The organism is Apilactobacillus kunkeei (genome assembly GCF_005930975.1).
Taxonomy (GTDB): Bacteria; Bacillota; Bacilli; order Lactobacillales; family Lactobacillaceae; genus Apilactobacillus; species Apilactobacillus kunkeei_E.
Genome location: NZ_VBSE01000041.1, coordinates 62,530 through 79,999 on the forward strand (window position 1 = coordinate 62,530; position 17,470 = coordinate 79,999).

Sequence of the window (17,470 nt, forward strand, 5' to 3'; positions counted from 1 at the left end):
TTTATTTACTGTTTTTTCTTCTCATACATAACAAGATATAACAAAGAATTCCGGCAACTATAAAGATGAAACCATCAGTAATCGCAACACTATCAATTCCTCGATAAAAGGCATTGTGAACGATGGATAACAATGATGGGTTATACATCTTTTGTGCGATTTCACTACCCGCAAATGGTCCAGCATTTTGGAACATGTGCATCAATGAATCACCCATTTTTGAGGTAACTAAGTGATTGTTGTAAGTGTCAGTTAATGCCAATCCTAATACAACAAGCCCTAAACTGGTACCGAATTGTTTACCCACATTTAGTAATCCAGATGTCATTCCGATTTCCTTTGGTTCAACCGAACTAACAGCGATGTTAGATGACAGTGGATTAACAAAGGCGTTTGCCAAACCTAAAGTTATAAATGTAGGAATTAAACCATACCAGTGGTTTTGATTTCCTAAGAAAACTGGTAGGACGAACATTCCCACACCAGCTAGTATTAAAACGAAACTAATAATTAATCCAGGATTAATCTTAGTAGCAATCTTGCTAGAAATTGGTCCAATCACAAGTGAGAAGGCACTAATCAACATTAGTTGCGCTCCACTTTGTAATGCAGAATATCCCATGTAGTTTTGTGATAATACAATGATGTAGCTAAATGCCGCATAGATGGCAATTCCTAATGTTAAGTTGGAGATAGCACTTCCGACAACTTGTCTGTTTTTAAGCAAACTAAGATCTAACATAGGACTTTCGAAGTGATGTTCCCAAACAGCAAAAATGGCAATTAGAATCACCCCAGATGCCATTAAGGCAAATACGTGCATATTAAACCAAGAATATCCATAGTGAGTCTCTTTTTGGATTAAACCTAAAATAATACAGAACATAAATGCAAATGATAATATCATCCCGATAAAATCGATTTTGCCACTATTAAATGTCTTGGAAGTTGGAATGTATCTTGCACTCATGAATAGCGCAATGACTCCGATCGGAATATTCATCCAAAAGATAGATTCCCAACTAAAGAAACTAAGTAGAATTCCCCCGAACAATGGGCCAAGTGCTGTTGATAATCCAGCTACACTTCCCCAAATGCCAAGAGCTAATCCCCTTGATGGTCCTTCAAAGATGTCTGCAATGATACTCATGGAAAGGCTAAGCATTCCGGCACCACCAATTCCTTGAATTCCACGGAAGATGATTAACCAAGTAATACTTGGCGCGACACTACATGCTAGTGAGAAAGCAGAGAATAGTACCAAACTAATGATAAAAATTCGTTTTCTCCCTATTAAATCCCCTAACTTAGAGATTAAGAATAACACGGCCGCAAACATTAATGTATAAGCATTAATGACCCATTGCAACTGGCTAAAACTACTGTTAAAGCTAGTCTGAATGGTTGGTAAAGCAACGTTTACAACGGTCACATCCAAAAGACCCATGAAAAATCCTAGACAGACTGCGACCAGTGCAAACCATTTATTTCGACTTTGCATAACAAGTCTCCTTCGTATAATATTTCCTTCGCGCCTATCTAACGCGAGCCCACCTATCGATATGACTATCGATTGTTCCCACCGAGGAAACTATACCTTTTTCACTAATATAATATATTACATTAATATTATATTTTCGACTAGTAAAAGCTATTTACTAGCAAGTTAACCCACCTATTTGTATAATAATCTTCTATTAAAGAATAGGTGGTGGATTGATGAATTACGATAAATATTTAGATGATTTAAACTATGAGGCTGCTGACACTGTCTTGGGTAGTGTCATGAGTGCGGCTGGTTTTCCTAAAATCGAAAATATTGAGGATGCTTGTGACGTCGCATACCTATCAGGAAACGAATCCGATCGAAAAATCATCGAACAATATCAGCCCATGTTTTATAACACCACAGAACACCGTCTTGTGAACAAACAAGATGTTATAAGTATCATTAATCAACTAAACACACAAAAAAGTGAAACCAAAAAATGATTTCACTTTTTATCTGATATGATTTTAATTTTAATTCAATAAGTGATAATCTAACAATTGTAGACAAATAAAGGAGGGATGGAAATGAAACTATTATTAGGTGAATTTATTGGAACCTACATAATGTTATCTTTAGGATTAGTAACTAGTGTTATCATTAACTACTTCTTATTTCCAAAAGGACAAAACCGCTTTATTACCGGCTTTTACTGGGGAATTAGTATCCTTATCCCATCCCTTTTAACGACTTTCTTTTTCGGCACCGCAGAATACAATCCGGTTGTTTCACTAACCCTAGCCGTTAATCATCAAATACACTGGTTACTAATGATTGGTGAAGTACTTACCCAAATTTTAGGTGCTTGGCTAGCATCATTAACCGTTAAGGCAGTTTGGTCTAAATGGCTAGCTAGCCTTCCGTTGAACTTGAACTTCTATGCAACTGTCCCTCGTGACGTCAACAATTGGAAGCGTAACTTCAAGTGGGAAATCATTGGTACTTTTTTGATTATCGTTAATACAGAAATGCAAAATGACATCAATGCCCAATGGTGGATCAAGACCTTATTCTCATCATTACTAATGATGATTATTATAAGTATCGTTGCTCCAATCACTGGGGCCGCATTCAATCCAACCCGTGATTTAGTTCCTCGTTTCTTCTTTTCCAGAACATACGATAAACGTCTATCACAATGGAGATATGCGGTGGTCCCTTTCTTAGGACCTATCATTGGTGCCATTTTAGGAATTATTTTTTCTGTTATCTTTAGTCATCTTGTTTACAAGTCATGATAGCAAATGCATTTTCACCGGTATGAACTGAAACAATTGATGAAGTATATTGGACTAATACGTTAACGTTTGGGAATTGTTCTTCCAGACGTTTTTTTAATGCCATCGCAAATTCGTCATTACCAGTGTAACTGATACCTATGAATTTATAATGAGTATTGGCATTAGTTTCAAAGAATTGATCTAACCACTTAGAAATAGTCTTCTTACCGCGACCCTTTAGTTGTAATTTTAGGTCATCTGGTAATAACTGGAAGACAACGTGAAGATTCATCATTTTAGAGATGATACCAGTAGCCTTACTGATACGGCCACCCTTTACAAGATTTTCCAGTGTACTTACACCGATATACAGTTCAGAATTTTCAATATCATGATTAACGTGTTCAATGATTTGTTCACGCGTGTAATCACCTGATTGAGCCATCTTAGCAGCTTCAATTACTAGAAAACCTAAACTTTGATCAATGTAGTGAGTGTTAATCACTTTAACATCACCATCAGCAATTTCACTTGCTTGACTAGCTGCATGGACAGTACCGCTCAACAAGTCAGTCATGTGTAATGATAAGACGATGTCACCATCCTTGGTTAATTCATTGTATACTTCAACGAATTGACCGATTGAAGGTTGACTGGTAGTAGGAAAGTCACCCTTTGGATTTTCTTTAATGTATTGAATTAATTTTTCTCCATCCATATCAATACCGTCTTGATAAGCTTGCGTACCAATATTAACATTTAATGGAATTACTTTAATGTCGTATTTATTAACAGTTTCTTGTGGAATTAAAGCTGTTGAATCCGTCACAATTTTAATCATGTTATATCTCCTCGAATTCTTATTCTAACTATATGATAACGGTATTTATAATATTTTTCAGTAATTATTTATCTAAATTAGAGTTTTTTCGTAAAAATAAAAAAAGCCACCTATGTCCGGTAGCTTTTCATGATTAATTTTCATCGATTGCGGATTGAATCTTACCTAATAGCATGCGACAAATTGGCCCAACAATCACTAATTGTAGTGGTAATGCGAGGCATAGGTTTAAAATCCATGCGCGTCCGTACATTGACCATGTGATGTTTTCAAAACCAAAAGTAACAATGATACCGAATAGCGACATGAAAGTTACCATACCAAGTACCATCATAGTAGAAATACATAGTGCAATCTTAATTGGTGTTTGTTCCCATTCTGGTTTAAATATATAATTGAAAAAGATAGCTTTAACGACTGGACCAACTAACACTAAATCTAAGATGGCGGCAACTACTAATGCCAGTGGGTATCCCACTAACACTTCGACGATAAAACCAGCGTGGATTCCGCTAGCCATCGCGATATTATATGCTTCCATAATGATAACCATAAGACCGGCCATCATACCTGTAAACATCAATTCTTCTTTAAATCCTCTAGGCATAAATATACCCCTTTCTTTTATCTCTATTATTTAGCCTAGCACATCAAAATTTTTTTCATAAGTTACAATTTGATTACAAATTACATATCAATTCTAACCAAAAGGAGGAACCATCTTGAATCGAATTGGAATCAGAGATCTAGTTGAATTCACACTCCGCAGTGGTGATCTAAATGCCCGATTAAACAGCTCCAATACTGCTAGGAAAGGTGCTCAAATTCACCGAAAACTTCAAAAAAGTAAATATACACATTTTGAGAGCGAGTACTATTTGGATACAAAATTAAAAATTAACAATATCGATTTTCATATTGAAGGTCGTGCGGATGGTGTCTTAATAGACGGTGAAAATGCTGAAATTATTGAAATTAAGACTTCTGATGTTGAATTCCAAGACTTACCTGAAAGCATCATGGCACTTTACTGGGGACAAGTGAAAGTCTACGCCTATCTTTTGATGCAAAAATTCGATAAGTTAGACTCAGTGAAATTGACCCTAACCTACGTTCAAACACCTGATGAAACTATTAGCGATAAAAAAATCACCATCAATCGTAATGAAGCCAAAAAGTTTTTTGATGACCTAATCACAGAGTACGAAGAGTGGTTGAAGTTAAGAACCGATATCATTAAAGAACGAAACAAGACCGCCAATCAAATGAGTTTCCCATTTAAGGAGTTCCGTCATGGACAACGTAACTTCTCCGCAGTGGTCTATAAAACAATTGCTAACCATAAGCACCTGTTTGCACAAGCCCCAACCGGAACTGGTAAGACAATTTCAACTCTTTTTCCCGCTGTTAAATCAATGGGACAGCAATTATCCAATCGCATCTTCTACTTGACCGCTAAACAAAGCACTCGCATTGTCGCTAAAGAAGCAATGGACTTGATGATGAATAAGGGACTAAAGGCTAAGACAATCACCCTAACCGCTAAAGAAAAGATTACCTTTGAGACTGAAAAGGATTTGAAGCCGGAAGATAATCCATACATGATCGGATACTATGATCGGTTAAAACCGGCAATCAAGGATGTGTTAGAACATGTGGACCAAATCGACTTCGACATCATCCAACAATACGCCGAACAATACAAGATTGACCCTTTTGAGTTCTCACTAGACCTGAGTCAATTCTGCGATGTCATCATTTGCGACTACAACTACCTATTCGATCCACAAGTGCACCTCCAACGTTTCTTCACAGTCGAAGATCCCAATAATATCTTCTTAATAGATGAAGCACATAACCTGGTCAGCCGTTCTCGCGACATGTATTCAACGGCTATTTCCAACAAGGTTCTACCTGATTTAATTAAAGCCACTAAGGATCAAGATGACAACGAAAGATTGCATAAAGCATTAAAATCTTTTCGTCGTTCATACACATTAAACATCAAACCATTAACCGAAAGTGACGAGGAGTACGTCCACTTGGATAATCCACCAAGCGCTTTTGTTAAACAGCTTAATAAGCTTTGTGATGTCATCTCCGATTGGCTGGGTAAAGAAGAGAAAGACGAGGAATTAAATGACGCCATCGTCGATTACTACTTCAACCTACTTAGTTTTCAACGTATCTACGAACTATACGATGAAACGTTTAAGACCAGAATATTTTATGACCGAGAGCAAAATGTCATTATAAAGCTATTCTGTATGGACCCTAGTCCATTTATCGGTGAATCACTCAACCTTGGTGGTAGTGCTATCTTATTCTCAGCTACCCTATCACCAATGGACTACTATCAAAGAGTCTTAGGGGATGAGGAAGACAGCCTAGTCTATGAAATTGATTCTCCGTTTGATCCGAAAAACCAACAGGTAATTATTACCAATTATATTCAAACTACTTATGCCCAGCGAAAGAATAGTATTAGACCAATTATTGATACCATCAATGCGATGATTAGTAGTAAGATTGGTCATTATCTAATCTTCTTGCCATCTGGTAAGTATCTAAACGATGTCGTCGAAGCATTTGAAAAGCAAAATCAAACCGTCGACGTCCTAGTCCAGGAAAGTGAAATGAGTCCCGAGGAAAGACAATCATTCATTGATACCTTTAAACAAAATGATGATAGTACATTGGTTGGTTTTGCTCTGCTGGGTGGAATCTTCTGTGAAGGAATTGATCTTAAGGGCAGTCATCTAATTGGTGTCGGTATTGTCTCAGTTGGTTTGCCAGGATTAAATCCAGAAAACGACCTCATCAAGTACTTCTTTGATGCTGAAAATGGTCATGGATTTGACTTTGCATATCAACTACCGGGATTAAACAATGTCTTTCAGGCTGCTGGTCGACTGATTCGAACTAACCATGATGTCGGAAACGTCGTTTTAATGGATCAACGATTTAAACAAAATCGTTACCAAAAATCATTCCCAAGAAACTGGCATGATGGTCAATTATCGACATCTTTTAACATCAATCAAACTAAACAAAAACTGAAACATTTTTGGCAACAACACTAAAAAAAGACTTACGGAAAATTCGCAAGTCTTTTTTTATTAATTATTTTTCTCGTGCGACACAGACACCTTCAGGAACATGAACATCTTTTTGCACAACAGTTAGTTTACCGCTGTTAGTATCACGTTCGTATAAAGTAGCATCGTTAGTGTTTTGATTAACAACAACCATGAACTTTTCATCGCTACTGAAGTTAAAGTCACGTGGGAAGTCACCTTCAGTGCTTGCTAATTGAATTAGTTCAACCTTACCGTTGTCATTTACTTCAAAAACAGCAATACTGTTGTTACCTCGGTTTGAAACATAGACAAACTTACCATCACTGGATAAACGAATAGCAGCGGCACCGTTGTGTTCTGTCCAGTCATCTGGAATAGTAGCAACGATGTGATCTAGGTGGAAGCTACCATCAGTCTTATCGTAATTAACGACGGCTAACTTACTGCTTAATTCACCGACGATGAATGCAACGTGTTTTTGTTCATCGAAGACAACATGACGTGGACCAAATCCAGCTTCCATCTTTAATGTAGAAACTTCGGTTAATTCACCATTGTCTGCGATATCGTATACGTAAACCATGTCTTGGCCTAAGTCAACAACGACTAGACGACCATCTGGAGTTAAGTCAGCATAGTGAGGATGTGCACCACTTTGTTGTTCTGGACGTGGACCAACATTACCTTCGTGAACAACCTTGTTTAAGTATGATAGTGAACCGTCTTCTTCAATTTTATATACCATTACTTCACCGGTGTGGTAGTTAGCAGTGTAAACAAATTGACGACCTTCATCAACAGTAATGTATGCTGGGTTGGTATCTTCGTTTAAACAAACATTGATTTCATTAGCGGGACGAGTTGAATTATCTAGTGCTAATGCACCACCTTTACCATTGTCACCCTTATCGATGGCATATAAACGGTTGGCTTTTGAAACAGCTACATATGTTGGGTTACCAGCTTTGGCAACCAATTGTAAATTTTGTAATTGCTTTTTGTTTTCATCTAATTCGATTTCATAAATACCTTCACTTGTATCTCTAGTGTAAGTACCGATTAAGAATTTTTCAGTCATAATTAAATCTCACTTTCGCTTAAAATTTAATATCTCCCTTCTATTATTGCATATTTTGACACTAATGCTAAATAGTTAATTCAAAAAATTTATCCTTGAAAAATTTTATAATGTATATATAATTAAAAATAAATTATAATATATTAGGTTTTGATGAGATAAGTACATAACGGATGATTGCAAAGAGAGTTCATGGTTGGTGGAAATGAACGTTTCAAAGTTATCGAAAATGGTCTTTGAACCTTCGGGTGTGAATGATTTAGCTCCCGACATTTGTGTATGTTACAACACGAAGGAATCAACAGGTTCCGGATAAGATAGTTAATGATATTAATGTATCATTTTAGCTATAAACTAAGGTGGTACCGCGAAGCATTCGCCCTTTTTATAGGGACGGATGCTTTTTTTATTTCTAAGGAGGTTTATTTATGAGTTCTCATCAGTTTTCAAAAAATTTAAAAGCCAGGAACCTTATCACCATGTCACTTGGTGGTGTGATTGGGACTGGTATATTCATGAGTACCGGATACTCAATCCAAACGGCTGGTCCAATTGGGACAATTCTAGCCTATGTGATTGGTTCCGTTTTAGTATGTATGGTCATGGCGTGTCTGGGTGAATTATCAGTTCATGATCCTAACACGGGAGCATTTCATACATACGCAAGTAAATACATAAATCCCGGTGTCGGTTTTATCACTGCCTGGATGTATTGGTTGACGTGGACAATTGCACTTGGTTCGGAATTTATCGCTCTTTCGACCATTGGTCAACAATATTTCCCAAGTATTCCTGTTTGGGGATTCAGCCTTATCTTCACCGTGATTATTTTGTTGTTAAATATTATCAACATGAATCTATTTTCTTCCAGTGAATTCTGGATGTCATTGATTAAGGTACTAGCCCTTGCAGTTTTTCTTGGTCTAGGGGTTCTAATCATATTTAAAATCATTCCAATTCATCACACTCATTTCAGACCATTTTTTGGTCAATTAACCGCCAACGGTATCTTTCCAAATGGTTTAATTCCAGTCATCTCAATTGTGTTATCTGCCAACTTTGCTTTTTCAGGTGCAGAAATGATAGCCGTCGGTGCTGGAGAAAGCCGAAATCCAGAGAAGACCGTACCGCAATCTATCAAACACACTCTGATAATCTTGGTAATCTTATTCATCGGGACCATCGTGGCATTGGGATCAATCTTGCCACAAAGTGATTCATCACTATCTCAAAGCCCATTCGTTACCATCTTATCCAATATCAACATTCAATACGCATCAGACATAATGAATTTAATTCTATTTATAACTATTTTCTCTGGTGCTAACTCGGGTGTCTACGCGGCTTCTAGGATGCTTTGGTCACTTGCAGATAAGAATACCCTACCAAAGGGATTGGCAAAGTTATCCAAGAACGGAATTCCCGTTTATGGACTAATTCTAACCATCGCCGGTGGATTATTAGCCTTATTTTCAAGCATCTATGCCCCAAACACTGTTTATCTTGCATTAACCGCTATTTCAGCTTTTGCCGTAGTGTTCGTTTGGTTAGTAATTGGTTGGGCTCACTTTAACTTTAGACGTCAATTTATCAAAAATGGACACTCCACTAATGAATTAAAATACAAGGCGCCATTATTCCCACTGTTACCAATTTTAGTAATTGTTATCTGTTTACTTTCATTGGTCGGAATTGCGTTTGACCCTAACCAACGTATCGCTATCATCATTGGTGTGCCTTTTGCCATCATCTGCTACATCTGGCACGCACTAGTATATAGAAAGAAGGATCATCATGAATAAGATAACTAATTGGATTAATCAGCAAAAACATATTTTAATTGATAGCTCAATGTCGACAGGTTTAGAAGAACGTGGCTTAAAACTAAACTCAAACTTATGGACTGCGGCAGCTTTAGAATCACACCAAGACCTAATCGTCGATGTACACAAAAAATACTTCGACGCTGGATCATCAATGACTACCACCAACACTTACCAAGCTAGTGTACCTGGGCTGATCAAATCTGGATACAGCGAGGATGAAGCAATTAGTCTAATTAAAAAAGCGGTTGAATTAGCTAACCGTGGTCGCAATGAATCATCAAACCCTAATCCTAAATGGTTGTTAGGTGGTGTCGGCCCCTTCGGTGCTTTTCTAGCCAATGGTTCCGAATACACCGGTGATTATTCATTAACCGATGAGGAATACGTTAACTTTCATCAGGGCCGTATCAAAGCAATGATTGAGGCCGGAATTGATGTTTTAATACTAGAAACATTCCCCAACATCAACGAATTAAAAGCCATTACTGAATACACCAAGCAATTTAATATACCAGTGATTGTCTCGGCATCATTGAGAGATGAATCACACTTAGCAGATGGCAGCTCCCTAATTCAAGTTGCATCATTTTTGGAATCACAAGAACACGTAATTGCTTACGGTTTAAATTGTACTAAGCCCCAATTAGTCACTCCTGCTCTAAATGTATTAAAACAAAGCCACCCTGCTCACAAACCTTTTATCGCTTTCCCAAATTCAGGAGCTACGTACAATCCCGAAATTAAAGAATGGAACCATGATGATTTATCTTTTGAAGAATTTGACGAATTAATTGCGGAGTGGTTCAATTTAGATCTTAAATTTGTCGGTGGTTGTTGTTGCATGACAGAACAACAAGAACAACACATCTACGACAAGTTTTTTAAGTAAATAAAAACTGATTTCTTTCAAAATTATTTTTTCTCTACTATAATAAGGTCTAGTAAATTTAAGGAGAATTATTATGCGTAGTTTTGAAGGGTTAAGGCCAATCATCACAGAACATTTGTACATGGATTGGTTAACAGAATTTAAACTTCAATCAGTAATCGATTTTCAAAAAAAACAAGATGACAAAGCCGATATCATGAGTACTTCCAACTTTATTAATGCCATCATGAATGACATCATGAGTCAAAAGGGCTTACTATGGGGTGTCATGAATAAGGAAAATAAACAATTTGTCGGTGTAGCTGGCATCTCAAACTTACAAAGCAATTCACCAATCATATATGTTAACGTTTTAAATACTTCTACTGAGGCCGAATTAGAATTAATTAGACGAATCGTTCAATTCAAGAATCAATATTGGCCTGATAAATCATTTCAATTCAACATTTCGCCTTTAAATAATGAAATTAAAGACGTCATTAACGCTTTATAGTTGATTTTATTTGCTTTATTAACTTTTTAATCTTATTATTAGGATAGAACAATTATAAAGTAAGAATCAAAGGAGGTAGAGTGTTTGTCTAACGAAATGTACGAAAAGGCCTTAGAAACTTTACGCAATAACAATGTAAGAATTACACCTCAAAGACAGATTATCTTAAAGTATTTAATTAACCATGATAATCACCCTTCTGTAGATACTATCTACGAAGCTTTGAAGCAAGAATTTTCTAACCTAAGTATCGCAACTATTTACAACACATTACAATTATTTGAAAAGTTAGATATTATTATTGCACTACCTGCTGAAGATGGTGGAATTAGATATGACTTTTTTGGTTCTCCTCACTTCCATGCTATTTGTGATAATTGTGGTGAAATCGAAGATATCGAATTTCCCAATTATAAAAAATTAAAACAAGAATTAGCAAAAGAGGCAATGAATCAAACAGGTTTTCAAACTAGTAAAATTCATATCGAGGTATTCGGTCTTTGTAAGAATTGCCGAGAAAAACTAGCTAATAAAAATGATTAATAACAATAAAAAGAGCTACATTCAATTGAATGTAGCTCTTTTTATTTTCCCTTTATCCACGGTAGTAGTTTTCAGGGACGTGCACTAAATCACGCTTTACTAATTCTTCAGCATTTTGAACAGTGTTCCAAGCAGCACCCTTTAACAAGTTATCCGCTACCACCCACATGTTAAAGCATCCAGGATTTTCTTGATCTGCACGAATGCGACCAACGAAAGTTGAACGCTTGCCTTCAGCGGTAATTGGTTGTGGATATACTTGATGATCTGGGTCATCTTGTAGAACTGCCCCATCGAATTGATCGATAACTCTTTGAATATCTTCTTTAGTAGCTGACTTATCTTCTACTTCGAAATATACAGATTCACCATGAGAAATAGCAACCGGAACTCGAACACAGGTAGCATTTACCTTGATATCATCTGCATCCATGTCGTTTAACATAATCTTCTTAGTCTCATGAACCATCTTCCATTCTTCATGGGTTGAACCATCTTCTTCAAAGACGTCAATTTGGGGTAATAGGTTAAACGCTAAAGGATAGTGAACCTTATCTCCCTTAGTAGGTAAAATATCTGCGTTCATTTGCTTACCATCTAAATAGTCTTGAGCTTGTCCATAAAATTCATTTAGTGCTGATTGTCCTGCTCCAGAAGCAGCTTGATAAGTGGATACAATAATTTGGCTTAAACCAAACTTTTCAAAGACAGGTTGTAAGGCAACCACCATTTGAATAGTTGAGCAATTAGGGTTGGCAATAATACCACGATGATTGGATAATTGATCAACATTAACCTCAGGAACAACTAATGGTACTTCTGGGTCCATACGATAAGCACTGGTATTATCAATACATACAGCACCACGCTTTACAGCCTCTGGCAAGAACTTCTTTGAAGTAGCACCACCAGCAGAAGCTAGAACAATATCCACTCCTTCAAATGAATCAGGAGTAGTTTCTTCAACTTCAATTTCTCCGCCATTAAATTCAATCTTAGTACCAGCGGAACGACTGGATGCTAATAACTTTAAATTCTTGACCGGAACCGTTGAATCTTCTAATTGTCTTACCATTCTTCTACCTACAGCACCTGTTGCACCTAAAATTGCTACGTTATATTCTCTCATTTTTACAAACCTCACTTTTTATCTATTTTGAATAGACATCTGTCTTTTATATGCATACACTTTATTATTAATATACTTTATTTTTCAGATTTGTCAATTCATTTTTCTAATAATTGAATAAATTTATTCAATCGATTCAACCCATTTTCCAATTTTTCATCACTAGCAGCAAAAGAAATTCTAATGTATCCTTGTCCACTATCACCAAACATGCGTCCCGGGATAACACCTAGTCCTACATTATCGGCTAGATCTAAACCAAATTGATAGTCATCTTTTCCATAACTATCATCAATTTTGATAAAACAATAGAATGTTGATGTTGGCATCACATATTCAACACCCATTTCGTTTAACTTAGTAGTAACTAAGTCTCGACGCTTTTGGTATATTTTCTTAGCTTCAAAAGCATCTTCCTGTCCGTTTCTTATTGCTTCTATTGCGGCATCTTGAACATTATCTGCTACACAAGTCACCATATAAGCGTTAATCATTTTAATTCGACGAATTATTTCACTTGGACCACATATGTATCCAAAACGCCATCCAGTCATCGCATGTGATTTTGATAATCCATTAATATAAAGTACTTGATCAGAAATCTCTCTTGCTAATGAATAGTGATTGTGATCAAACGTAATTTCACTATAGATTTCATCTGACAGTACCCAAATTGGGAATTTTACAATAACTTGTCCTAACTGTTTAATTTCCTTTTCAGTGTAGGATACACCGGTTGGATTATTAGGATCATTAATTACTAAGGCAACTACACCTGGATGTTGTTTTAAAGTATCTGTCAATAACTCTGGAGTTAGCTTAAACTCAGTTTTACTTGTGTCGACGTTAATGACATTACCGCCCAAAAATTCAACAATTGGCTCGTATAATGAAAAAATTGGTGTCGGAATGATAACCTCATCACCAGGATTAACAATCGCTTGCAATGCTGAATAAATTGACTGAGTTGCTCCGTTGGTAACAACCACTTCATCAGCATCATATTCTAAATTCCAACGATTAGATAAGTAATCGGTAATTGCTTGTCTTAATTCGATTTTACCTGCTTGCGCAGAGTAATGTGAATCATTTTCGTTAATACCTTTAATTGCTGCCTGCTTGATATGTTCAGGCGTATTTAAATCAGGTTCTCCTAAAGTTAATTTGATTAAATCGTCATTTTGCGAAATCGTATCATCGAAGTGACGTATTCCAGATGGTTCGATGCCATTTAATCGATGATTATAATTCCTTAAAAGATTCGGATTGGTTCTTGGCATGCAATCACTTCCTACAAAATATTTTCTAAACCATCAACCAAGCCGTGAAGTTCAGGCAGCTTTTCTAATGCTACCCATACTCCTTGCATGAAAGATTCACGATCGAATGAATCTTGTCGAATGGTCAATGCTTCACCAGGTCCACCAAATAATACTTGTTCGTGGGCCACGTAACCTGGTAAGCGAACAGCATGAACAGGAACTCCCTTATAGTACATTCCTCTTGCAGGTTCGTCTTCTTGATTAATATTTGCACCTCGTTTGTTTTCACTCATCATATCAACTGTATGAATGGCAGTTCCTGATGGTGAATCAGTTTTGTCCTCATGGTGCATTTCAATTACTTCAACGTCAGAGAAGTACTTAGCAGCCTGTTTAGCAAATTGCATTAGTAGAACTGCTGATAAACCAAAGTTAGCAGCAAATAATCCATTAACTTTTTCACTGTCTGCTAGCCTAATTAGTTCCTTTTTTTCATCTTCGGATAGTCCACTAGTACCAACAATTGGTGAAATATGGTGTTCAATCGCATATTTCACATTCTCAAATACAATGTTTGGTTGTGTAAAATCAATCCAGACATCATAGTCGCCTTCAATTGAATCTAAACTTGTAAAAGCTTGGACATCAGATGACAATCCGTATTCAGTTGGGTTAATGTTTTCTTTATTTGTAAGAATCCCTGTGATGTCATAACCATCTTTATCTGATAATAAGTGGACCACCTTTTGGCCCATTGAACCAGTAGCTCCTGCTAGAAAAATATTCATTAGTTTCTCATCTCCAAACCTAAATCATGTAGTAACGCATCCTCTGGTAATTCCAGGTGACGTGCTAAATTTCTTCTTTCATCATCATCCAATGGCAAGATTGGTAGACGACATCCCCCTACAGCAAAACCTTGTGCGTTTAATACAGCCTTAACTGGGGATGGTGATGGATACATGAATAATGCATTCATTCTAGGGGTTAACCATCTTTGTAGTTCACCAGCATGACGATAATCACCATTGTCTAAAGCTTCATACATTTCTCTCATTTGCACTCCATAGATGTGAGAGGCTACTGAGATAATTCCGTCAGCGCCGATTGCCTTGGCAAATAATGCTTGAGCATCTTCTCCACTGTATACATGAAAATCATCATCTGTATGATCAACTAAGTATTCCAAGTCTTCCATCGATGTACATTGCTTTACACCAATAATATTTTGGTGATGAGACAATTCCACAACCGTTGAATTGGACATAGTTACACCAGTTCTGCCGGGAATGTTATAGATGTAAATAGGTAATTCTGCGTCATTAGCAATCTTTGTAAAATGGGCAATCATTGAGCGCTGATCCGGCTTGTTATAGTAAGGAACAACTACTAACAAGGCATCAATTCCGGCAATATTTTGTACTTGTCGATTGAACTCCATTGTTGCTTCAGTGTTGTTACTCCCAGTTCCGGCAATCACATATGCACTATTTCCAACCATTTCACCAAAACGGGTATAGAGCTCAATTTTTTCTGCAGTACTTAATGTTGGTGTTTCACCTGTAGTACCACCAATCACAAATCCTCGACTGCCATTTTGTAGGCAGTGTTGAGTTACTCTTTCCAATGCTGCATAATCAATGTTTCCATTGTCATCAAACGGTGTGATGATAGCTGTCATAATATCAATATTTTGTGTCATCTTAATCGTCTTCTCTCATTTCGAATTCTAAAAATGAACTAATTGCTTTAATTCCTTTCTCGATACAGTCTTCGTCTGGATTAAAGGTATCGGTATGAAGTGCCGTTGTGTTACCAACGCCTAGCCAAAACATTGTTCCGTCAAAATGATGAAGAATATATCCAAAATCTTCTCCGGTCATTGCTGGCATTGTAACGGTGAAATCCACATCTGGATTTGCTTGCATAAAGTTCATAAAACGGTCGGTCAATTTTTGATTATTGTTAACTGGGTAGTACCCACCCTGATTAATATCAACTTTTACTTGGCATTTAAACCCGACCTCAATTCCTTTACATATTTCAATAATTCTAGTCTTAACTGTTTGAATCATTTCTTGATTCAATCCTCGAATGGTCCCTTTAATATCAACCCTACCGGCGATAACGTTTCTAATAGTCCCACCATTGATTTGGCCAAAAGTTAACACTGCTCCTTGAATTGGATCAACGTTTCTTGAAACAATCGTTTGTAATTGAGTAATTAACATTGCAGAAGCAACCACCATGTCGTTTGCCTGGTGTGGGTATGCAGCATGTCCGCTTTTACCAATTAGAGTGATATCAACCTCACTAGTTCCAGCAAACAAGGTTGGATAACAACAACCAATCGTACCGGCTGGCAATTCTGGAGTATCATGCAATCCATAAAATTCATCAACATGCCAATTGCCGGAAAAGAGGTTACTATCAACAGCTACTTTTGCACCACTTTCACTTTCTTCTGCAGGTTGAAAAAAGAAAATTAAATCATCAATTGGTTGATGTGAGGCAAAATGTTCCAATAGTCCGACTGCAACAGTCATGTGAATATCATGGCCACATGCATGCATGACATTATCGTGTCTTGATGAAAAATCTAATCCTGTCTTTTCACTAACCGGTAAAGCATCCATATCGCAACGATATCCAATCGTCTTTTTTGAGTTACTTCCGTGAACCTTCACCAAAATTGCTGTTGGTAGCTGTTCCGGAATAAAAACTTCCATATTATTTGTAGAAAATTCGTTGATTAATTTTAATAGGTATTTATGAGTTTGACTTTCATGCATCGCTAATTCTGGAATCTGATGCAAATGACGTCTCACTGAAATTAAATCTAAGGTCATATCATCACAACTTTCTTAGTGCATCTTCTAATTGAGTTTTTCCCTTGGTTTTATCGTCAATATCTTTAATTTTCCTTGCTGGATTTCCGGCAACTAATGTATTTGGTTCTACGTCGTGTAAAACAATTGATCCAGCAGCAACAACTGCACCCTCACCAACGTGAACTCCTTCGATTACAACGGCGTTAGCACCAATTAATACGTTGTCGTCAATGCGAACTGGGGTAGCTGAAGCAGGTTCGATTACTCCCGCTAGAACTGCTCCAGCACCGATGTGACTGTGGTTACCAACGATGGCACGTCCACCCATCACAACGCCCATATCAATCATTGTGTCTTCGCCGATTTCACAACCGATATTAATAACTGCGCCCATCATGATAACAGCACGGTCACCAATCTTTACTTGGTCCCTAATAATGGCACCTGGTTCAATCCTAGCGTTGATGTTTTTGATGTCTAATAATGGGACGGCTGAATTTCTAGCATCGTTTTCTAATTCGTATTCAGTCACTAAATCTGACTTCAATATTGGTGCGATGTCTTTGAAGTCACCAAAGATTGTAGCGCTTTGATCATTTCCAAATTTCTTTACTGATTGTGGAAAATCAATTTGTTCAATTCTTCCATTAATATATGCCTTAACCGGCGTCTTCTTTTCTGCGTTTTGAATGTAGCTAATGATTTCTTGTGCGTTTAATTCTGCCATAA

The 17,470-nt window shown here is 36.9% G+C and carries 17 protein-coding genes and 1 other annotated feature; of the genes, 7 read left to right on the forward strand and 10 right to left on the reverse strand.

Features of this window, described 5'->3' with window-relative positions:
* Position 1 precedes the first annotated feature (1 nt).
* Positions 2–1,501, reverse strand: a complete 1,500-nt coding sequence (locus FD688_RS04735; RefSeq protein WP_138741999.1) for an MFS transporter — start codon at positions 1,499–1,501, stop codon at positions 2–4.
* A 218-nt stretch (positions 1,502–1,719) separates the two neighbouring features.
* Here FD688_RS04735 and FD688_RS04740 point away from each other — a divergent pair, with 218 nt between their 5' ends.
* Together FD688_RS04740 and FD688_RS04745 are read left to right on the forward strand one after the other, a co-directional pair.
* Entirely contained in the window at positions 1,720–1,992 is a 273-nt protein-coding gene (locus FD688_RS04740) for a hypothetical protein (protein ID WP_138742000.1), read from the forward strand.
* 84 nt (positions 1,993–2,076) lie between these two features.
* The gene (locus tag FD688_RS04745) at positions 2,077–2,787 is read left to right on the forward strand and encodes an MIP/aquaporin family protein (RefSeq protein WP_190242910.1); all 711 of its coding nucleotides are present in this window, start codon (positions 2,077–2,079) and stop codon (positions 2,785–2,787) included.
* On the opposite strand, the gene FD688_RS04750 is transcribed toward FD688_RS04745, so the two are convergent.
* Both FD688_RS04750 and FD688_RS04755 read right to left on the reverse strand, forming a co-directional pair.
* Positions 2,762–3,610: a DegV family protein gene (locus FD688_RS04750; RefSeq protein WP_138742002.1), complete on the reverse strand. Its 849-nt coding sequence runs from the start codon at positions 3,608–3,610 to the stop codon at positions 2,762–2,764. The genes FD688_RS04745 and FD688_RS04750 overlap by 26 nt on opposite strands.
* Before the next feature lie 133 nt (positions 3,611–3,743).
* Positions 3,744–4,217: a DUF2798 domain-containing protein gene (locus FD688_RS04755; RefSeq protein WP_138742003.1), complete on the reverse strand. Its 474-nt coding sequence runs from the start codon at positions 4,215–4,217 to the stop codon at positions 3,744–3,746.
* Positions 4,218–4,329: 112 nt separating this feature from the next.
* On the opposite strand from FD688_RS04755, the gene FD688_RS04760 reads away from it, so the two are divergent.
* A complete protein-coding gene (locus FD688_RS04760) occupies positions 4,330–6,693 on the forward strand; it encodes an ATP-dependent DNA helicase (protein ID WP_138742004.1) in 2,364 nt (787 codons plus the stop codon).
* 40 nt (positions 6,694–6,733) lie between these two features.
* On the opposite strand, the gene FD688_RS04765 is transcribed toward FD688_RS04760, so the two are convergent.
* Positions 6,734–7,768 (reverse strand): lactonase family protein, encoded by a 1,035-nt coding sequence (locus FD688_RS04765; RefSeq protein ID WP_138742005.1) that lies wholly within the window; start codon positions 7,766–7,768, stop codon positions 6,734–6,736.
* 141 nt (positions 7,769–7,909) lie between these two features.
* Positions 7,910–8,155 (forward strand) — a binding site (T-box leader).
* 41 nt (positions 8,156–8,196) lie between these two features.
* Here FD688_RS04765 and FD688_RS04770 point away from each other — a divergent pair.
* The 4 genes from FD688_RS04770 to FD688_RS04785 all read left to right on the forward strand — a co-directional run bounded on the left by FD688_RS04770 (position 8,197) and on the right by FD688_RS04785 (position 11,519).
* Positions 8,197–9,570 (forward strand): amino acid permease, encoded by a 1,374-nt coding sequence (locus tag FD688_RS04770; RefSeq protein WP_138742006.1) that lies wholly within the window; start codon positions 8,197–8,199, stop codon positions 9,568–9,570.
* Positions 9,563–10,483, forward strand: coding sequence for a homocysteine S-methyltransferase (mmuM, locus tag FD688_RS04775; protein ID WP_138742007.1), 921 nt, complete (start codon positions 9,563–9,565; stop codon positions 10,481–10,483). Before FD688_RS04770 ends, mmuM begins: the two co-directional genes overlap by 8 nt.
* A 73-nt stretch (positions 10,484–10,556) precedes the next feature.
* Positions 10,557–10,976 carry a hypothetical protein gene (locus FD688_RS04780; RefSeq protein WP_138742008.1) on the forward strand — a complete coding sequence of 140 codons (420 nt, stop codon included), beginning with the start codon at positions 10,557–10,559 and terminating at the stop codon, positions 10,974–10,976.
* Positions 10,977–11,060: 84 nt separating this feature from the next.
* Positions 11,061–11,519: a Fur family transcriptional regulator gene (locus FD688_RS04785; protein WP_225426107.1), complete on the forward strand. Its 459-nt coding sequence runs from the start codon at positions 11,061–11,063 to the stop codon at positions 11,517–11,519.
* 52 nt (positions 11,520–11,571) lie between these two features.
* On the opposite strand, the gene FD688_RS04790 is transcribed toward FD688_RS04785, so the two are convergent.
* The 6 genes from FD688_RS04790 to dapD all read right to left on the reverse strand — a co-directional run bounded on the left by FD688_RS04790 (position 11,572) and on the right by dapD (position 17,468).
* Positions 11,572–12,648, reverse strand: coding sequence for an aspartate-semialdehyde dehydrogenase (locus tag FD688_RS04790; protein WP_138742009.1), 1,077 nt, complete (start codon positions 12,646–12,648; stop codon positions 11,572–11,574).
* A 98-nt stretch (positions 12,649–12,746) separates the two neighbouring features.
* Positions 12,747–13,928 (reverse strand): aminotransferase class I/II-fold pyridoxal phosphate-dependent enzyme, encoded by a 1,182-nt coding sequence (locus FD688_RS04795; RefSeq protein ID WP_138742010.1) that lies wholly within the window; start codon positions 13,926–13,928, stop codon positions 12,747–12,749.
* Between the two features lie 11 nt (positions 13,929–13,939).
* Complete coding sequence (gene dapB / locus FD688_RS04800) at positions 13,940–14,698, reverse strand: 4-hydroxy-tetrahydrodipicolinate reductase (RefSeq protein WP_138742011.1); 759 nt, start codon at positions 14,696–14,698, stop codon at positions 13,940–13,942.
* Entirely contained in the window at positions 14,698–15,618 is a 921-nt protein-coding gene (gene dapA, locus FD688_RS04805) for a 4-hydroxy-tetrahydrodipicolinate synthase (protein WP_412174680.1), read from the reverse strand. The genes dapB and dapA overlap by 1 nt, the downstream gene beginning before the upstream one ends.
* Positions 15,614–16,759, reverse strand: a complete 1,146-nt coding sequence (locus FD688_RS04810) for an N-acetyldiaminopimelate deacetylase (RefSeq protein WP_138742013.1) — start codon at positions 16,757–16,759, stop codon at positions 15,614–15,616. Before FD688_RS04810 ends, dapA begins: the two co-directional genes overlap by 5 nt.
* Positions 16,760–16,763: 4 nt before the next feature.
* Positions 16,764–17,468, reverse strand: coding sequence for a 2,3,4,5-tetrahydropyridine-2,6-dicarboxylate N-acetyltransferase (gene dapD, locus FD688_RS04815; RefSeq protein ID WP_138742014.1), 705 nt, complete (start codon positions 17,466–17,468; stop codon positions 16,764–16,766).
* Between the last annotated feature and the right edge of the window lie 2 nt (positions 17,469–17,470).

What these genes read in the sequence shown, in the direction of transcription:
- FD688_RS04735 (WP_138741999.1), bottom strand. Translation starts at nt 1,501, where the DNA reads ATGCAAAGTCGAAATAAATGGTTTGCACTGGTCGCAGTCTGTCTAGGA.
- FD688_RS04740 (WP_138742000.1), top strand. Translation starts at nt 1,720, where the DNA reads ATGAATTACGATAAATATTTAGATGATTTAAACTATGAGGCTGCTGAC.
- FD688_RS04745 (WP_190242910.1), top strand. Translation starts at nt 2,077, where the DNA reads ATGAAACTATTATTAGGTGAATTTATTGGAACCTACATAATGTTATCT.
- FD688_RS04750 (WP_138742002.1), bottom strand. Translation starts at nt 3,610, where the DNA reads ATGATTAAAATTGTGACGGATTCAACAGCTTTAATTCCACAAGAAACT.
- FD688_RS04755 (WP_138742003.1), bottom strand. Translation starts at nt 4,217, where the DNA reads ATGCCTAGAGGATTTAAAGAAGAATTGATGTTTACAGGTATGATGGCC.
- FD688_RS04765 (WP_138742005.1), bottom strand. Translation starts at nt 7,768, where the DNA reads ATGACTGAAAAATTCTTAATCGGTACTTACACTAGAGATACAAGTGAA.
- FD688_RS04770 (WP_138742006.1), top strand. Translation starts at nt 8,197, where the DNA reads ATGAGTTCTCATCAGTTTTCAAAAAATTTAAAAGCCAGGAACCTTATC.
- mmuM (WP_138742007.1), top strand. Translation starts at nt 9,563, where the DNA reads ATGAATAAGATAACTAATTGGATTAATCAGCAAAAACATATTTTAATT.
- FD688_RS04780 (WP_138742008.1), top strand. Translation starts at nt 10,557, where the DNA reads ATGCGTAGTTTTGAAGGGTTAAGGCCAATCATCACAGAACATTTGTAC.
- FD688_RS04790 (WP_138742009.1), bottom strand. Translation starts at nt 12,648, where the DNA reads ATGAGAGAATATAACGTAGCAATTTTAGGTGCAACAGGTGCTGTAGGT.
- FD688_RS04795 (WP_138742010.1), bottom strand. Translation starts at nt 13,928, where the DNA reads ATGCCAAGAACCAATCCGAATCTTTTAAGGAATTATAATCATCGATTA.
- dapB (WP_138742011.1), bottom strand. Translation starts at nt 14,698, where the DNA reads ATGAATATTTTTCTAGCAGGAGCTACTGGTTCAATGGGCCAAAAGGTG.
- FD688_RS04810 (WP_138742013.1), bottom strand. Translation starts at nt 16,759, where the DNA reads ATGACCTTAGATTTAATTTCAGTGAGACGTCATTTGCATCAGATTCCA.
- dapD (WP_138742014.1), bottom strand. Translation starts at nt 17,468, where the DNA reads ATGGCAGAATTAAACGCACAAGAAATCATTAGCTACATTCAAAACGCA.